Origin of the sequence: Enterobacter cloacae complex sp. I1M (genome assembly GCF_014982425.1) — a bacterium.
GTDB classification, from domain to species: domain Bacteria; phylum Pseudomonadota; class Gammaproteobacteria; order Enterobacterales; family Enterobacteriaceae; genus Enterobacter; species Enterobacter intestinihominis.
In genome coordinates this window covers 79,724-96,511 of record NZ_JADCLG010000022.1, presented here as the reverse complement: position 1 = coordinate 96,511, position 16,788 = coordinate 79,724, and the positions used below count along the sequence as shown (strand labels likewise).

Genomic DNA, 16,788 nt, shown 5'->3' with positions numbered 1-16,788 from the left:
ATGTGTCAGCGCAGCGTTACTTCACGTATGCCGCAGATTGCTTCAATAAAATTACCGTATTTGTTATATTGTTACTTACTAATTATTCACCTCTGCGGTGCCAAAAAGAACAAGATTCACCGCAACCCAGGACAGAAAAATGTTAGATTACCGCTTCCCGACAGCTTTGCAGATGGTTCTCAGCGTAGCGATGGCGGAGCAATCGGGTGAACGTTCGACGAGTGCAATCCTGGCTTACGGCCTGGAAGCGAATCCGAGCTTTATCCGCAAATTAATGGTTCCTCTCGCCCGCGACGGCATTATCGTCTCCACGCTTGGCCGCAACGGCTCTATTCACCTTGGCCGCCCGGCTGAAGAGATCACCCTGCGTGATATCTACCTTTCCGTCACTGAAGATAAAAAGCTGTGGGCGTCCCGTCCTGACGTCCCGGCCCGCTGTGTGGTCAGCGCCAACGCCTGCTGGTACTTCAAATCAATCGCTGATGAAGCGGAGCAGGCTTCGTTAGCGGTTTTAGCGCGCCATACCGTCGCCAGCGCGCTGGAAGAGGTGAAAAAAGCCGATACCAGCGGGTGCGATCCGGTGCCGGAACTCTGTACGCAGCATAAAAAAGCGCCTTAATCCTGACGGATTGCGAAAAAAAAGCCGCCTTCACAATGAAGGCGGCTTTTTGTTATCTGCTACGTCCTACGCAGGCAACACCTCTCTTTCCGCTTTGCCGCGCGTCACGAATTTACGCAGCGTCACGTAAAAGACCGGCGTCAGGAACAGACCAAACAGCGTCACGCCCAGCATCCCGGAGAAGACGGTGATCCCGGTGACGCCGCGGACTTCTGCCCCTGCCCCGTGACCTAGGATCAGTGGAATGGTCCCGGCAATAAAGGCGATAGAGGTCATTACAATCGGGCGTAAACGCAGGCGGCACGCCTCCAGCGCAGCCTCCATGATGCCTTTGCCCTGAATTTCCAGCTCGCGGGCAAACTCCACGATAAGTATCGCGTTTTTACAGGCCAGCCCCATCAGCACGACCAGCCCCACCTGCACGAAGACGTTGTTATCGCCCCCGGTCAGCCAGACGCCGAACAGCGCGGAGAGCATCGTCATCGGCACGATAAGGATCACCGCCAGCGGCAGCGTCCAGCTTTCATACAGCGCCGCCAGCACCAGGAACGCCAGCAGCACCGCGACCGGGAAGACGATCAGCGCCGTATTGCCCTGGGTGGCCTGCTGGAAACTCAGGTCCGTCCATTCAATATTCATCCCGTTCGGCAGGATCTGCTTAGACATGGCGTCCAGCTGCGTCATCGCCTGCGCGGAAGAGAGCACGCGCGGGTCAGCATCACCAATAAGATCCGCCGCCGGGTAACCATTGTAGCGGATCACCGGGTCCGGCCCGTAGGTGGTCGTGATTTTCACCATACTGCCAATCGGCACCATTTCGCCCTGGTCATTGCGTGTGCGTAAATTCGCGATATCTTCCACGCTGTCGCGGAACTGCCCGTCGGCCTGTGCCATTACGCGCCAGGTCCGTCCAAACTGGTTAAAGTCGTTTACATATGACGAGCCCAGATAGGTTTGCAGCGTGCCGAAAAGATCGGTAAGCGATACGCCCTGCGCTTTCGCTTTATCACGGTCAACCTGCACATCCAGCTGCGGAACGTTAGCCTGGTAGGTTGAGATGGGGAAATGCATACCCGGCGTCTGCATAATCGCCCCGGACATGGTGTTCACCGCGTTTTGCAGCGCGCCATAGCCCAGACCAGCACGATCCTGAATATACAGGGAATAACCGGACCCTTGACCCAGCCCTAAAATCGGCGGCGGCAGAATCGAGAAGCCAAAGCCCTGCTGGATTTGCGCGATTTTCGCATTGATCTCCGCGTTAATTTCCGCCGCAGTATGTTTACGCTGGTCGAACGGCTTCAGGCCAAAGAAGACCGTCCCGGTGTTCGGCGTATTGGTGAACTGGAGCGCGTTCAGGCCAGGAAACGCGACCGCGTAATCCACGCCTTCGGTATTCATCCCGATTTCGCTCATTTTGCGGATCACCGCATCGGTACGCGCCAGCGACGAGCCTTCCGGCATTTTCACGCCGCCGATCAGGTACAGCTTATCCTGCGTCGGAATAAACCCGCCGGGTACGACTTTAAACATCACACCCGCGGCACAAAGCAGCAGCAAATAAACCGCAAACACTGCACCGCGTCGGCCAAGCGTTTTCCCTACCAGTCCCTGATAGCCGGTCGAGCTGCGATGGAAAAAGCGGTTAAACGGACGGAAAATCCAGCCGAACAGACGATCGATAAGCCGGGTCGGGAAATCTTTCGGGGCACCATGCGGCTTCAACAGCAGCGCGGCCAGCGCCGGAGAAAGCGTCAGCGAGTTGATCGCGGAGATCACCGTGGAAATAGCTATCGTTACCGCAAACTGTTTGTAGAACTGGCCGGTCACGCCAGAGAGGAACGCCATCGGCACAAACACTGCACACAGCACCAGCGCAATGGCGATAATCGGCCCGGACACTTCACGCATCGCCTGATGCGCCGCCGCAAGGGGGGCGAGCCCCTCTTCGATATTTCGCTCGACGTTCTCCACCACCACGATGGCATCATCCACCACGATACCGATGGCCAGCACCAGCCCGAACAGGCTCAGGGTATTCAGCGAGAAGCCCAGCAGGTAAAGAATGCTGAAGGTACCCACGACCGATACCGGCACCGCGATCAGCGGGATGATCGACGCGCGCCAGGTTTGCAGGAACAGGATCACCACCAGCACGACCAGCACCACCGCTTCCAGCAGCGTTTGTACAACCGCACGGATCGAGTCGCGCACAAATACCGTTGGGTCGTAAGGTGCCGCCCACTTCATATCGTCCGGGAATCGCGTGGACAGTTCGTCCATTTTGGCGCGCACCGCGTTAGACAGATCGATGGCGTTTGCCCCCGGCGACTGGAAGATACCAATCCCGACCGCGTCTTTATTGTTCAGCTGGGAGCGCAGCGCATAGCTGCCGGAACCCATCTCGATACGCGCCACGTCGCGCAGGCGGACGACCGTACCGTCCTGCGTTGTTTTCAGGACAATATTGCCAAACTCTTCTTCGGTATGCAGACGGCCCTGGGCGTTAATGGAGATCAGGAAATCGCTCTCTTTCGGCAGCGGCTCGGCGCCAAGCTGCCCGGCGGATACCTGTACGTTTTGCTCCTGCATCGCCGTCACCACGTCCGAGGCCGTCAGTCCGCGCGCCGCCACCTTGTTTGGATCCAGCCAGACGCGCATCGCGTATTCACCCGAGCCGAAAATCTGGATCTGACCCACGCCGGGCAGACGCGCCAGCTCGTCCTTCACCTTCAGCGTGGCGTAGTTACGCATATACAGTGAATCGTACTTACCGCCAGGCGAAAAGAGATGCACCACCAGCGTCAGCGTTGGCGACTGTTTCTGAGTCGTGATGCCCAGACGCCGAACGTCTTCCGGCAGACGCGCCTCGGCCTGTGCAACGCGGTTTTGCACCTGTACCTGCGCCTGATCCGGGTCGGTACCCGGACGGAAGGTGACGGTAGTCACCAGCACGCCATCGGAGCCCGCGACGGATTTCATGTACATCATGTTTTCAACGCCGTTGATCGCCTCTTCCAGCGGCGTCGCCACGGTTTCGGCAATCACTTTCGGGTTGGCGCCCGGGTACTCGGCGCGCACCTGCACGCTTGGCGGCACGACATCAGGATATTCGCTCACCGGCAGCAGCGGGATGGCGATTAATCCTGTGATAAAAATCAGAATCGACAGTACGGCGGCAAAAATCGGCCTGTCGATGAAAAAACGGGAAAAGTCCATGGATTGGATTCTCAGGTAAGGGATCAGTTGAGGGCGGCGCTGGCGGTCATGGCAACGGTTTTCGCGTTAACCGGCATACCCGGCATAAACACTTTTTGTAAACCATCGACGATGACTTTATCCCCGGGTTTCAGCCCCTGCTGTACGATACGTAAACCGTCGGCCAGACGCCCCGGCGTAATATCGCGGCGCTGCGCTTTCCCGTCTTTATCAACGACATAAACATACTTACGATCCTGATCGGTCAGCACCGCCTTATCGTCAACAAGCGTGGCTTTAAATTCCGCACTGCCCGGCAGGCGCACGCGTGCGAAGAGTCCCGGCGTGAACTGACGCTGTGAGTTGTCCAGCAGCGCACGCATGCGGATTGTACCGGTACTCGGCGTGAGCTGGTTATCCAGGAAATCCACTTTGCCCTGATGGGGATAGCCCTCCTCACCCGTCAGACCAATCTCCACCGGCAGCGCCGTGTGGTGACTGGACGCCCCCTGCCCGCTGCGGGCCAGGTTCTGATAGTGAAGATAGGTGGACTCGTCCACATCGAAGTAGACGTAAACCGTCTTCTGTGAGACCAGGGTGGTGAGCACGCTGGCGCTGTCACCCGCAGTCACCAGGTTACCGCTAGTGATCAGCGCCCGGCTGGCGCGACCGTCGATAGGCGCGGTCACTTTGGTGAAGTCGAGGTTGAGCTGCGCGGCATCAACCGCCGCCTGCGCCGCGCGAATATCGGCCTGTGCCTGGGTAGCAGCGGAACGGCGCTGCTCCCACTCTTCACGGGATACCACGTTGGTATTGACTAATTTATCGGTACGGTTAGCCTCGCTTCGCGCCAGGCTGGCCTGCGTTTTGGCTCTCGCCAGGTTCGCCTGCGCCTGTTCCAGCGCCGCGCGATAGGTTCGGTCATCAATCGTGAACAACACCTCGCCCTTTTTCACCTCCTGGCCATCGGTGTAATTCACTTTATCAATGTAGCCGGAGACGCGTGGGCGCAGCTGAACGCTTTCCACCGCTTCAATGCGACCGTTAAAGCTGTCCCACTGGCTAATGGATTTCACCACCACGTCAGCTGCGCTGACGACGGGCGCTTGCGGTGCGGCATTTTGCGCGACGCTGTCATCGCACCCGACGAGAAGCGCGGAGAGTAAAACCACCCCCGTCGCGCTCAGATGAAAGTAACCCCAGGTTTTTTGCAGGCTCATTATTTTTATTCCGGTTATTGTAGCCGCCGGGCAAGACGCAGCGGGAGGCGCCGCGCCACTTCCTTTGTCCGGTCTGGCTTAAGGCCATTTGTGTCGTTCATCGCCACAAAACTGTAACAGTTGCGAATACACTATCGCGGCGATTGTAGGAAGGCGCTTAATTAAGTGCAAGAATAATTGTTGCACTTTATGTGCTATTTGCGGCGAAGGTAAATCACGGGTTTTGAGAAGGGATTTAAATGTAACAATAAAACTTGCAATTAATATCAAAACGGGCCACCTTTAAGTGCAACAAACAAAGATGCTTTTAATGCGTGGCGTAGGGGGAAGCAAGATGAACACGAGTGCATTCATTCACGATTTGCTCGACTGGATCGACAACAACCTTGATAGCCGCCTGGACATTGAAACCGTCTCCAGGCGAGCCGGCTATTCGAAATGGCATCTCCAGCGGATCTTCAAAGAACATACCGGCTCCCCTCTCGCCGAATATATTCGCGCGCAAAAGCTGCAAAAATCAGTTGAGCGCTTAGCCCAAAGCGATGAACCGATTCTGAACGTGGCGATCGCGCTGGGCTTTGACTCTCAGCAGTCATTCAACCGCAGCTTTAAGCGTCAGTATGGTCAGGCGCCAGGGGCATGGCGACGCAGTATCGGCTGCCGTGGATCCCGGCAGATGAGCCAGTAATTCACGTCCCGTTCGGATATCAGTTACAAAAGAAAAACCCTCTGTAAACAGAGGGTTTTATCAGTCTTACCTGCTTATAACTTCGCAGGAAAGGTTATGGGCTTACTCCCACTCGATCGTCGCCGGTGGCTTGCCGCTGATGTCATACACCACGCGGGAAATGCCGTTCACTTCGTTGATGATGCGGTTAGACACGCGGCCTAAGAAGTCATACGGCAGGTGCGCCCAGTGCGCGGTCATGAAGTCGATGGTTTCCACAGCACGCAGGGAGACAACCCAGTCGTACTTGCGGCCATCGCCCATCACGCCGACGGAGCGAACCGGCAGGAACACGGTGAACGCCTGGCTAACCTTGTTGTACAGGTCAGCCTTGTGCAGCTCTTCAATGAAGATCGCGTCCGCGCGACGCAGCAGGTCGCAGTACTCTTTCTTCACTTCGCCCAGCACGCGTACGCCGAGGCCCGGGCCCGGGAACGGGTGACGGTAGAGCATGTCGTACGGCAGACCCAGTTCCAGACCAATCTTGCGCACTTCGTCTTTGAACAGCTCGCGCAGCGGCTCAACCAGGCCCATCTTCATCTCTTTCGGCAGGCCGCCCACGTTGTGGTGAGATTTGATGACGTGTGCTTTACCGGTTGCGGAGGCGGCGGATTCGATCACGTCAGGGTAGATAGTGCCCTGCGCCAGCCATTTCACGTCTTCCAGCTTCAGCGCTTCTTCGTCGAACACTTCCACGAATACGCGGCCGATGATTTTACGTTTCGCTTCCGGATCGTTCTCGCCTTTCAGCGCGTCCAGGAAGCGCTGTTCGCCTTCCACGTGAACGATGTTCAGACCGAAGTGGTCGCCGAACATGTCCATGACCTGCTGGGCTTCGTTCAGACGCAGCAGGCCGTTGTCCACGAAGACGCAGGTCAGGTTATTGCCGATGGCGCGGTGCAGCAGCATCGCGGTCACGGAGGAGTCCACGCCGCCGGAGAGGCCGAGGATCACTTTGTCATCACCAACCTGCTGGCGGATACGCTCCACGGCGTCGTCGATGATTTTTGCCGGGGTCCACAGGGCTTCACACTGGCAGATATCACGCACGAAGCGCTCCAGCATGCGCATACCCTGACGGGTGTGAGTCACTTCCGGGTGGAACTGCACGCCGTAGAAGCGTTTTTCTTCGTTCGCCATAATCGCGAACGGGCAGCTTTCGGTGCTGGCTACGGTCACGAAGTCCGACGGGATAGCGGTGACTTTGTCGCCGTGGCTCATCCACACGTCCAGCAGCGGTTTGCCGTCTGCGGTCAGGGAGTCTTCGATACCGCGCACCAGCGCGCTGTCGGTGACGACTTCTACCTGCGCGTAGCCGAACTCACGCTCGTTAGAGCCTTCTACGTGGCCGCCCAGCTGCATCGCCATAGTCTGCATGCCGTAGCACACGCCGAACACCGGTACGCCCGCTTCGAATACGTACTGCGGCGCGCGCGGGCTGTTCTCTTCGGTGGTGCTCTCCGGGCCGCCGGACAGGATGATGCCGCTTGGATTGAACTCGCGAATCTGTGCTTCCGTGACATCCCACGCCCACAGCTCACAGTATACGCCCAGCTCACGCACGCGACGCGCCACCAGTTGAGTGTACTGAGAACCAAAATCGAGGATGAGGATGCGATGTTTATGAATGTTTTCCGTCATTGACGCTAATTCCGAGGCAAGTGAAACAGATTAAATAAATCGCCCGACACGAGGTCGGGCGAAGAAAATCATGATCCCAGACGGTAGTTCGGGGACTCTTTGGTGATCGTCACGTCGTGCACGTGGCTCTCCTGGATACCCGCACCGCTGATGCGTACGAATTCCGCTTTGGTACGCAGCAGGTCAATGGTACCACAGCCGGTCAGCCCCATACAGGAACGCAGGCCGCCCATCTGCTGGTGGATGATCTCTTTCAGACGGCCTTTATAGGCCACGCGGCCTTCGATGCCTTCCGGTACCAGTTTGTCAGCGGCGTTATCGGTCTGGAAGTAACGGTCGGAGGAACCTTTGGACATCGCGCCCAGGGAGCCCATACCGCGGTAGGATTTGTAAGAGCGGCCCTGGTAGAGTTCGATTTCGCCCGGGGATTCTTCGGTACCGGCCAGCATGGAGCCCACCATCACGGCTGCGGCACCTGCGGCGATCGCTTTGGCGATGTCGCCAGAGAAGCGGATACCGCCGTCCGCGATAACCGGAATACCGGTGCCTTCCAGCGCTTCAACCGCGTCAGACACCGCGGTGATCTGCGGAACGCCCACGCCGGTGACGATACGGGTAGTACAGATAGAGCCAGGGCCGATACCCACTTTCACCGCGCTGCAACCGGCTTCCGCCAGTGCGCGAGCACCTGCGCCCGTAGCCACGTTACCGCCGATGATCTGGAGATCCGGGTATTTAGCACGGGTTTCACGAATACGTTGCAGAACGCCTTCGGAGTGGCCGTGTGAGGAGTCAATCAGCAGCACGTCAACGCCCGCGGCAACCAGCGCGTCAACGCGCTCTTCGTTACCTGCGCCCGCGCCAACCGCAGCGCCGACGCGCAGACGGCCATGCTCGTCTTTACAGGCGTTCGGTTTACGTTCTGCTTTCTGGAAATCTTTAACGGTGATCATGCCACGCAGGTGGAAGTTCGCATCCACAACCAGCGCTTTCTCAACGCGTTTTTCGTGCATTTTCGCCAGCACCACGTCGCGGGTTTCGCCTTCGCGAACGGTCACCAGGCGCTCTTTTGGTGTCATATAGACGCTGACAGGCTGGTTCAGGTCAGTCACGAAACGCACATCACGACCGGTGATGATGCCCACCAGCTCGTTGTCTTCGGTCACAACCGGGTAACCTGCAAAGCCGTTACGCTCGGTTAGCGCTTTCACTTCGTGCAGGGTGGTGGTTGGCAGAACGGTCTGAGGATCGGACACGATACCGGATTCATGTTTCTTCACGCGGCGAACTTCTTCCGCCTGACGCTCGATAGACATGTTTTTGTGGATAAAGCCAATGCCGCCTTCCTGTGCCAAAGCGATAGCCAGACGCGCTTCAGTCACGGTGTCCATTGCTGCGGAGAGCATAGGAATGTTCAGACGAATGGTTTTCGTCAACTGCGTGCTGAGGTCGGCAGTATTCGGCAGAACGGTGGAATGAGCGGGAACGAGGAGGACGTCGTCAAACGTCAGTGCTTCTTTAGCGATACGTAGCATGGGCAATATCTCTGACCTGGGTGGTTAAATATTGCCGTGGCATTATACAGAGCGTAACCGATTGCATCTACACTTTTTTGAAAAAAATGCTTGCGATCGCCTCTCAGCAGGTTACTATCGACTGAATAACTTGCTGATTTAGAATTTGATCCCGCTCACATGTTATCCTCTCAATCCCCCTCAATTTATACTGTCAGCCGCCTTAATCAGACGGTGCGTTTGCTGCTTGAGCAGGAAATGGGACAGGTCTGGATCAGCGGTGAAATCTCTAACTTCACGCAGCCTGCTTCCGGTCACTGGTACTTTACGCTAAAAGACGACACCGCTCAGGTGCGCTGCGCGATGTTCCGCAACAGCAATCGTCGCGTGACGTTCCGCCCTCAGCATGGCCAGCAGGTTCTGGTTCGCGCCAACATTACCCTGTATGAGCCGCGCGGCGATTATCAGATTATCGTCGAGAGCATGCAGCCCGCTGGTGAAGGCTTGTTGCAGCAGAAGTACGAGCAGTTAAAAGCCATGCTTTCGGCTGAGGGATTGTTTGACCAGCAGTTTAAAAAGCCCCTGCCCTCACCTGCCCACTGTGTTGGAGTTATCACCTCGAAAACCGGCGCGGCGCTGCACGATATTTTGCACGTCCTGAAGCGCCGTGACCCTTCCCTGCCCGTCATTATCTACCCAACTGCCGTTCAGGGTGACGATGCGCCGGGGCAGATCGTGCGCGCGATTGAGCTGGCGAATGCGCGTCAGGAGTGCGATGTCCTGATCGTCGGGCGCGGCGGCGGCTCGCTGGAAGACCTGTGGAGCTTTAACGACGAGCGCGTGGCGCGGGCAATCTTTGCCAGCCTTATCCCTGTGGTGAGCGCCGTCGGCCATGAAACGGATGTGACGATAGCCGATTTTGTCGCGGATTTACGCGCGCCCACGCCGTCCGCGGCGGCAGAGGTGGTCAGCCGTAATCAGCAGGAGCTGCTGCGCCAGATCCAGAACGGGCAGCAGCGCCTGGAGATGGCGATGGACTACTTCCTCGCCAACCGTACCCGCCGCTTTACCCAGCTTCATCATCGTCTGCAACAGCAGCATCCGCAATTGCGTCTGGCGCGTCAGCAAACCGTACTGGAGCGTCTGCGTCAGCGGATGAACTTCGCGCTGGATAACCAGCTTAAGAAAGCGATATCGCGCCAGCAGCGCACGACTCAGCGTCTGAACCAGCAGAATCCGCAGCCAAAGATTTATCGCGCACAAACGCGGATCCAGCAGCTTGAGTTCCGCCTCGCGGAAAATATCCGCTCACGCCTGAGCGCCACCCGCGAGCGTTTTGGCAATGCGGTCACCCATCTGGAAGCCGTCAGCCCACTCTCCACGCTGGCCCGCGGCTATAGCGTGACCACCGCGACGGACGGCAAAGTGCTGAAGCAGACGAAGCAGGTTAAAGCAGGGGATGTGCTCACCACCCGGCTTTCTGACGGCTGGGTCGAGAGTGAAGTGAAAGAGATCAAACCGGTGAAAAAAACGCGTCAGCGTAAAAGCGGATAAATCTTCGCCGGTTACAAACTATACTGCTGCTATTGCCTTTTTTAATAAGGAGAGCAGCATGCCCCATCTACATAGCGTCATCCCTCCGTATATTCTTCGCCGTATTATCGAAAGCGGTTCTGAGCCGCAGCAGCGCTGCGCCCGTCAGACCTTAACCCACGTCCAAACGCTGATGGCCCATATGCCGGGCAAACCCGCCGCGCCGCATGTGAATAAAGCCGGTCAGCTTGAGCGTGACATCTACGATGCGAAACAGACCCAGGAGCTGCCGGGTACCCAGGTACGCTATGAAGGCCAGCCCTCCAACGGAGATGTGGCGGTGGATGAAGCGTACGATTATCTGGGTATTACCCATGATTTCTTCTGGAAAGAATATCAGCGCGATTCGCTCGATAACAAAGGGCTGATCCTCACCGGCACCGTGCACTATGGCCGTGAGTATCAAAACGCCTTCTGGAACGGCCAGCAGATGGTCTTTGGCGATGGCGACGGGGAAATCTTCAACCGCTTTACCATTGCCATCGACGTGGTAGCGCATGAGCTTAGCCACGGCGTGACGGAGACCGAAGCCGGACTCATCTACTTTGAACAATCGGGCGCGCTGAATGAGTCGTTATCCGACGTGTTCGGTTCGCTGGTGAAGCAATACCATCTTAAGCAAACCGCCGAACGGGCAGACTGGCTGATTGGTGAAGGGCTGCTGGCGGAGGGCATGAACGGGAAAGGGCTTCGCTCCATGTCTGAACCCGGCACGGCCTATAACGATCCGCTGCTCGGTAAAGATCCGCAGCCCGGGCATATGAAAGATTTCATCAAAACGCGCGAGGATAACGGCGGCGTACACCTTAACTCCGGTATCCCCAACCGCGCGTTTTACCTGGCCGCAACGGCGATCGGTGGCTACGCCTGGGAAAAAGCGGGTTATGCCTGGTACGACACGGTTTGCGATCGCAACCTGGCGCAGGATGCGGATTTTGATGCCTTTGCAAAACTGACGATAGCGCACGGCGAGAAACGCTCTGGTAGCGACGTTGGGGCGGCTATAAAACAAGCCTGGGAACAGGTAGGAGTGCTGTAAATGCAGGTTCCGGAACTGACGGATGACGCCGTGGTTGAGCTGGCCCGGGAAGGCGGTGTCGCTTTTATCCCTAAGCTGAGCGGCCAGCGCACCATTGCGCTCTCCTCGCTTAATGAGGCCCAGCGCCAGCGCCTGGTGAGCATTCTGGAGCAGGCTTTCCCGCGCGGCCAGCCGCCCGGGCAAGCCTCTTCCCCCGGCAGAGGTGACCAGCGCTATTTCCGCATCCAGATTATCTGGACCGGCCAAAATCAGGCGCACTACGCCGATATCATCGTGCTGGTACCCGAGCAGGAAGCACCCGAGTCGCTGGTGGAACTGTGGCAGAAAGGTGAAGGCTGCGTGTGCGATTAACCTTCAGCCCGAACAAACTCCACGCGTTTTTTAGAGATAAGACCGTGGCCGTTCTGGCAAAAGTAATCCACCGCACCGCAGGCCTTGAGTACCTGAAGCGGTTGATGGCAATCAGGGCAGCGCGCTTCGAGGGGAATATCGTTATTGCAGCTGTCGCAGTGCGCGATACCGTTTTGCGGCTCGAGCGCTGCGTGGCAATCCGGACAGGTTATCGACATGCTCTCTCCTGTTGAGGTGGGCCGGGGCTGGATAACTGCCCCGGCAGGCTGAATAGTATCAGGCTTCGGTAGCCGGTTTTGTCTGCACATTTTCCAGCATGCGACGCACCGGAACAATGAGGACGATCAGCACCGCAGCACAAATCAACAGCGCGATGGAGCAACGGGCAAAGAGGTCTGGCAGCATATCCAGCTGGTCGGCCTTCACGTGACCACCAATCAGGCCCGCAGCCAGGTTACCCAGCGCACTGGCGCAGAACCACAGGCCCATCATCTGACCGCGCATTCTTTCCGGCGCCAGCAGGGTCATGGTTGCCAGACCAATCGGACTCAGGCACAGTTCCCCGAGCGTCAGCATCAGGATACTGCCCACCAGCCAGAACGGAGAAACCCCTGCTCCACCATTGCTCAGCACGTTCTGTGCCGCCAGCATCATCAGGCCGAAGCCCGCCGCCGCGCACAAAATACCGATCACGAACTTGGTGATACTGCTCGGGCGAATATTATTGCTCGCCAGCTTCGGCCATGCCCAGCTAAATACCGGTGCCAGCAGAATGATGAACAGGGCATTAATCGACTGGAACCACACCGCCGGGATCTCAAAATCACCGATCATGCGGTTAGTGTAGTCGTTGGCGAACAGGTTGAAGGAGGTTGGCTTCTGCTCGAACGCGGACCAGAAGAACGCGGCGGAGACCAGCAGAATAAAGCATACCAGCAGCCTTGCGCGCTCTTTGCGATTCAGCCCGGCGAAGATGAACAGGTAGATGAAGTAGAGCGCGACGGAGGCGGCAATCACATATACCAGCACGCTGGCCACCGCGACCGGATTAAACACAATCACGCCCTGGGCAATCAACGTGACGATGATTGCAACACCCACAGCCAGCGCCAGCAGCCAGGCACCCACGCCGTTACGTTTCACTACTGGACTGTTCCAGGTGGAGTCCAGACCGACTTCGCTGTCGTAGCGCTTCATGGCCGGAACGGCAAACACGCGGAAGATAATCAGGGCGACCAGCATCCCGATACCGCCGATACCAAAGCCCCAGTGCCAGCCGTGGGTTTTAATCAGCCAGCCGGAAATCAGAGGGGCAATGAACGAGCCCATGTTGATGCCCATATAGAACAGCGAGAAACCGCCGTCACGACGCGCATCGCCCTTTTTGTAGAGGGTACCGACCATGACCGAGATACAGGTCTTGAACAGGCCGGAGCCGAGCACGATGAACATCAGGCCGATGAAGAACAGGTTGTCGCCCAGAATGGCCGACAGGGCAATCGACAGGTGCCCAAGCGCAATCAAAATCGAACCGTACCAGACGGCCCGCTGCTGGCCGAGCCAGTTATCCGCCAGCCAGCCGCCCGGCAGTGCGGCGAGGTACATGGTGCCCGCGAAGATGCCGACAATCGCCGAGGCGTTTTCACGCGCCAGGCCCATCCCCCCGTCGTACACGGTGGCGGCCATAAACAGGATCAATAGCGGGCGAATACCGTAAAACGAGAAACGCTCCCACATCTCGGTGAAGAACAGCGAACCGAGCGGATAAGGATGGCCGAAGAAGGTTCGGCTCTCTTTTTGATTAACAGAGGATTGCATAATTCTCCCGAAAGGTATGTGTCGTGTTTGTAAACACCAGCATGTACGCCGAACGGTTACGTATCCGATCGATTTTTTACATGCGGCGAAATATTGGTTAACCATTTGATAACCAGGCGCTAGTTTTGTCTAGTACCGAACCCTGGACTTTAAGATGAAAATTCGACGATTGTCTACTTTCTTAGATATAAACATGGTTAAAAGCGAATAGTGATTGACATCACAAAGGGAAGGCAGGCCTTTTGAATGAGCGAAAAAAACCCGCGACAGGCGCGGGTTTTAGTGAGTTCGGTAAGAATTATTTGCTTTTCTTAATGTGCTTAATCAAACGCTTACGCTTACGCATCTGGTTCGGCGTCAGGGTATTACGTTTATTCGCAAACGGGTTTTCCCCTTCCTTGAACTGAATACGGATAGGCGTACCCATCACGTCCAGCGACTTGCGGAAGTAGTTCATCAGGTAGCGTTTGTAGGAGTCCGGCAGGTCTTTCACCTGGTTACCGTGGATCACCACGATAGGCGGGTTATACCCCCCGGCGTGGGCATATTTCAGCTTCACGCGACGGCCACGCACCAGCGGCGGCTGGTGATCTTCTGCTGCCATGTTCATGATACGGGTCAGCATCGCCGTGCTCTGGCGGCGGGTAGAGCTGTCATAGGCTTCACGAACGGATTCGAACAGGTTGCCTACGCCGCTGCCGTGCAGGGCAGAGATGAAGTGAACGCGGGCAAAGTCGATAAAGCCCAGACGGAAGTCCAGCGTCTCTTTCACCTGTTCGCGTACTTCATTGCTCAGGCCATCCCACTTGTTGACGACGATAACCAGTGAGCGCCCACTATTAAGGATAAAGCCGAGCAGAGAGAGATCCTGATCGGAGATACCTTCACGTGCGTCAATAACCAGCAGCACCACGTTGGCGTCTTCAATCGCCTGAAGGGTTTTGATCACCGAGAATTTTTCCACTACATCGGTGATTTTCCCGCGCTTACGCACCCCTGCAGTGTCGATAAGTACGTACTCACGTTCATCGCGCTGCATTGGAATGTAAATGCTGTCACGCGTTGTGCCTGGCATGTCGTAAACCACCACGCGCTCTTCGCCCAGAATACGGTTAGTAAGCGTAGACTTACCTACGTTTGGGCGACCAACGATAGCCAGCTTAATCGGCAGATCCTGCGGGTTGAAGTCATCTTCCGGCTCTTCCTCGCCTTCCTCTCCGGCTTCAAACTGTGCCCAGTATTCGGCGTCTTCGTCCACCTCTTCCGGCGGGTTTACTTCATCAACCCACGGCAGCAGAACGGTTTCCAGCAGGCTGGTGACGCCACGGCCATGCGAGGCCGCGATAGGATAAATATCACCCAGACCTAAAGACCAGAAATCCGCAACGGCCTGATCGGCATCGATACCGTCAGTTTTGTTCGCCACCAGGAAGGTTGGCTTTTCGCGTGAACGCAGATGTTTAGCGATAGCGGAGTCCGCGGGCATCAGGCCAGCGCGCGCATCCACCATAAACAGAACCACATCCGCTTCTTCGATAGCCAGCAGAGATTGCTCTGCCATGCGGGTTTCTACGCCGTCTTCCGTACCGTCAATACCCCCGGTATCGATACAGATGAACTCGCGTCCTTCCACCTCTGCACGACCGTACTTACGGTCACGCGTCAGCCCCGGGAAATCCGCAACCAGCGCATCACGGGTGCGTGTTAAACGGTTAAAAAGAGTGGATTTTCCAACGTTAGGGCGCCCGACAAGCGCGACCACAGGTACCATGTTTGAAGCCTCATAAAATTCAAAATAACGTCGCTTTCGCAGCGTTTTTAAAAATGTCAAAACGGCTCCTGAGTGAACAGGAGCCGTTTAGTATACTACAACCGCCGTGTAATTAACGCGTGATCGCGTACAGCGTGCCGTCTTTTGCCTGAATCAGCAGTTTACCGTCAGCCACAACCGGGTCGGTCAGGAAGCCTGAGCCGTCCACTTTCTGCTGCGCCACGAAGCGGCCATTCTCTGGATCGATCCAGTGCATATAGCCTTCGCTGTCGCCCACCACCAGGCTGCCGTTATACAGTGCCGGTGCGGTCAGCAGACGGTGAAGCAGATCGCTCTGCGTCCACAGCGTCACGCCACCTTCGGTGCTCAGCGCCAGCAGACGGTCGTTCTGATCCACCATATAAATACGGTTGCCGTCGACAATGAAATCGTTCACGGAACCCAGCTCACGTTTCCACATGATCTGACCGCTACGCAGGTCCAGCGCCGTCAGGTTGCCGTTATACGCCAGCGCGTAAACCACACCGTCAACGATGACCGGCGTGGTGTCCACGTCACTCAGACGGTCGATTTCAGTTGAACCGGTCGCCTGGGAAATACGCTGCTGCCAGATCATCTGACCCTGCTGCATCAGTACTGCGCTGACACGACCGTTGTCACCACCCACAATGGCGGCGCCAAATGCAGTCGCCGGAGCAGATTCACCACGCAGAGACAGCGCTGGCATATCCAGGTTAACCGTCCATTTTACCAGACCATCGGCTTCGTTCAGCGCCTGCAACTGGCCGTTGCTGGTATGGATCAACACCAGGCCGTCGCTGACAACCGGACGTGACAAGGATTCACCGGCAACGCTGGTCTGCCATGCAACCGAACCGTCGCTGGCATTCAGCGCGTAAACCTGCGCTTTTTCGCTGCCCACATACACGTGACCGCCAGCAACGGTCAGGCCGCCAGAAAGCAGCGCAGGTTTACGGGAGAACCAGCCGTCTTTTTCCGCCAGGTTAATGGACCACACTTCCTTTCCGTCATCAGCGTTCAGCGCTTTAACGGTGCCTTTGCGATCGGCCGCATAGACCACGCCGTCAGCAAATGCCGGGTGCAGGTTGGAATAAAAATCGCCAATACCATCACCCACGGAGGTGTCCCAGGCGGTGGACGGAGTGAACTGGTTTTCAACCGTCGGCAGCGGGGACATTTTGACAACGTCTTCTTCGCCACTGAACAGTGAACAACCACTCAATAACGTAACAGAAAGCAGTCCTGGCAGAAGTAATTTACGCAATTGCATTGGGTC

Annotated in this window: 13 protein-coding genes; 5 read left to right on the top strand and 8 right to left on the bottom strand. The window is 56.8% G+C overall.

Translation table 11 applies throughout. The features are described from left to right. Nucleotides 1-139: 139 nt before the first annotated feature. Nucleotides 140-619, top strand: a complete 480-nt coding sequence (locus INF86_RS14150; protein ID WP_003860591.1) for an Rrf2 family transcriptional regulator — start codon at nucleotides 140-142, stop codon at nucleotides 617-619. 66 nt (nucleotides 620-685) lie between these two features. Here INF86_RS14150 and oqxB read toward each other — a convergent pair whose 3' ends face one another. After that, entirely contained in the window at nucleotides 686-3,838 is a 3,153-nt protein-coding gene (oqxB, locus tag INF86_RS14145; RefSeq protein WP_023300700.1) for a multidrug efflux RND transporter permease subunit OqxB, read from the bottom strand. Between the two features lie 23 nt (nucleotides 3,839-3,861). After that, the gene (locus INF86_RS14140; RefSeq protein ID WP_045308556.1) at nucleotides 3,862-5,037 is read right to left on the bottom strand and encodes an efflux RND transporter periplasmic adaptor subunit; all 1,176 of its coding nucleotides are present in this window, start codon (nucleotides 5,035-5,037) and stop codon (nucleotides 3,862-3,864) included. A gap of 334 nt (nucleotides 5,038-5,371) precedes the next feature. Here INF86_RS14140 and INF86_RS14135 point away from each other — a divergent pair, with 334 nt between their 5' ends. Further along, complete coding sequence (locus INF86_RS14135; RefSeq protein ID WP_063146749.1) at nucleotides 5,372-5,725, top strand: helix-turn-helix domain-containing protein; 354 nt, start codon at nucleotides 5,372-5,374, stop codon at nucleotides 5,723-5,725. A 102-nt stretch (nucleotides 5,726-5,827) separates the two neighbouring features. Here INF86_RS14135 and guaA read toward each other — a convergent pair whose 3' ends face one another. Together guaA and guaB are read right to left on the bottom strand one after the other, a co-directional pair. Further along, a complete protein-coding gene (gene guaA, locus INF86_RS14130; protein WP_126490528.1) occupies nucleotides 5,828-7,405 on the bottom strand; it encodes a glutamine-hydrolyzing GMP synthase in 1,578 nt (525 codons plus the stop codon). A 68-nt stretch (nucleotides 7,406-7,473) separates the two neighbouring features. Continuing rightward, nucleotides 7,474-8,940, bottom strand: a complete 1,467-nt coding sequence (gene guaB, locus INF86_RS14125; protein ID WP_003860601.1) for an IMP dehydrogenase — start codon at nucleotides 8,938-8,940, stop codon at nucleotides 7,474-7,476. Nucleotides 8,941-9,099: 159 nt separating this feature from the next. Between guaB and xseA the strand changes: the two genes are divergently transcribed. From xseA to INF86_RS14110, 3 genes are read left to right on the top strand one after another with little or no spacing between them, the layout of a single operon-like run. After that, nucleotides 9,100-10,473, top strand: coding sequence for an exodeoxyribonuclease VII large subunit (gene xseA / locus INF86_RS14120; protein WP_045621484.1), 1,374 nt, complete (start codon nucleotides 9,100-9,102; stop codon nucleotides 10,471-10,473). A gap of 58 nt (nucleotides 10,474-10,531) precedes the next feature. After that, nucleotides 10,532-11,551, top strand: coding sequence for a M4 family metallopeptidase (locus INF86_RS14115; protein WP_193543632.1), 1,020 nt, complete (start codon nucleotides 10,532-10,534; stop codon nucleotides 11,549-11,551). Continuing rightward, nucleotides 11,552-11,902, top strand: a complete 351-nt coding sequence (locus INF86_RS14110; protein WP_023300706.1) for a protealysin inhibitor emfourin — start codon at nucleotides 11,552-11,554, stop codon at nucleotides 11,900-11,902. On the opposite strand, the gene INF86_RS14105 is transcribed toward INF86_RS14110, so the two are convergent. The 4 genes from INF86_RS14105 to bamB all read right to left on the bottom strand — a co-directional run bounded on the left by INF86_RS14105 (nucleotide 11,899) and on the right by bamB (nucleotide 16,782). Then, nucleotides 11,899-12,120: a zinc ribbon domain-containing protein gene (locus tag INF86_RS14105; protein WP_023300707.1), complete on the bottom strand. Its 222-nt coding sequence runs from the start codon at nucleotides 12,118-12,120 to the stop codon at nucleotides 11,899-11,901. The two genes, INF86_RS14110 and INF86_RS14105, sit on opposite strands and share 4 nt — an antisense overlap. 58 nt (nucleotides 12,121-12,178) lie before the next feature. Beyond that, nucleotides 12,179-13,720 (bottom strand): peptide MFS transporter, encoded by a 1,542-nt coding sequence (locus tag INF86_RS14100; RefSeq protein WP_193543631.1) that lies wholly within the window; start codon nucleotides 13,718-13,720, stop codon nucleotides 12,179-12,181. A 298-nt stretch (nucleotides 13,721-14,018) separates the two neighbouring features. Then, complete coding sequence (gene der / locus INF86_RS14095) at nucleotides 14,019-15,491, bottom strand: ribosome biogenesis GTPase Der (protein WP_022648998.1); 1,473 nt, start codon at nucleotides 15,489-15,491, stop codon at nucleotides 14,019-14,021. A gap of 112 nt (nucleotides 15,492-15,603) precedes the next feature. Next, complete coding sequence (bamB, locus tag INF86_RS14090; protein ID WP_022648999.1) at nucleotides 15,604-16,782, bottom strand: outer membrane protein assembly factor BamB; 1,179 nt, start codon at nucleotides 16,780-16,782, stop codon at nucleotides 15,604-15,606. Nucleotides 16,783-16,788: the final 6 nt, after the last annotated feature.

Excerpts from the sequence above, each read along its gene's own strand:
- der (WP_022648998.1), bottom strand. The coding sequence starts at position 15,491 with ATGGTACCTGTGGTCGCGCTTGTCGGGCGCCCTAACGTTGGAAAATCC.
- guaA (WP_126490528.1), bottom strand. The coding sequence starts at position 7,405 with ATGACGGAAAACATTCATAAACATCGCATCCTCATCCTCGATTTTGGT.
- INF86_RS14135 (WP_063146749.1), top strand. The coding sequence starts at position 5,372 with ATGAACACGAGTGCATTCATTCACGATTTGCTCGACTGGATCGACAAC.
- INF86_RS14115 (WP_193543632.1), top strand. The coding sequence starts at position 10,532 with ATGCCCCATCTACATAGCGTCATCCCTCCGTATATTCTTCGCCGTATT.
- INF86_RS14105 (WP_023300707.1), bottom strand. The coding sequence starts at position 12,120 with ATGTCGATAACCTGTCCGGATTGCCACGCAGCGCTCGAGCCGCAAAAC.
- INF86_RS14110 (WP_023300706.1), top strand. The coding sequence starts at position 11,552 with ATGCAGGTTCCGGAACTGACGGATGACGCCGTGGTTGAGCTGGCCCGG.
- INF86_RS14150 (WP_003860591.1), top strand. The coding sequence starts at position 140 with ATGTTAGATTACCGCTTCCCGACAGCTTTGCAGATGGTTCTCAGCGTA.
- INF86_RS14140 (WP_045308556.1), bottom strand. The coding sequence starts at position 5,037 with ATGAGCCTGCAAAAAACCTGGGGTTACTTTCATCTGAGCGCGACGGGG.
- bamB (WP_022648999.1), bottom strand. The coding sequence starts at position 16,782 with ATGCAATTGCGTAAATTACTTCTGCCAGGACTGCTTTCTGTTACGTTA.
- xseA (WP_045621484.1), top strand. The coding sequence starts at position 9,100 with ATGTTATCCTCTCAATCCCCCTCAATTTATACTGTCAGCCGCCTTAAT.
- guaB (WP_003860601.1), bottom strand. The coding sequence starts at position 8,940 with ATGCTACGTATCGCTAAAGAAGCACTGACGTTTGACGACGTCCTCCTC.
- oqxB (WP_023300700.1), bottom strand. The coding sequence starts at position 3,838 with ATGGACTTTTCCCGTTTTTTCATCGACAGGCCGATTTTTGCCGCCGTA.
- INF86_RS14100 (WP_193543631.1), bottom strand. The coding sequence starts at position 13,720 with ATGCAATCCTCTGTTAATCAAAAAGAGAGCCGAACCTTCTTCGGCCAT.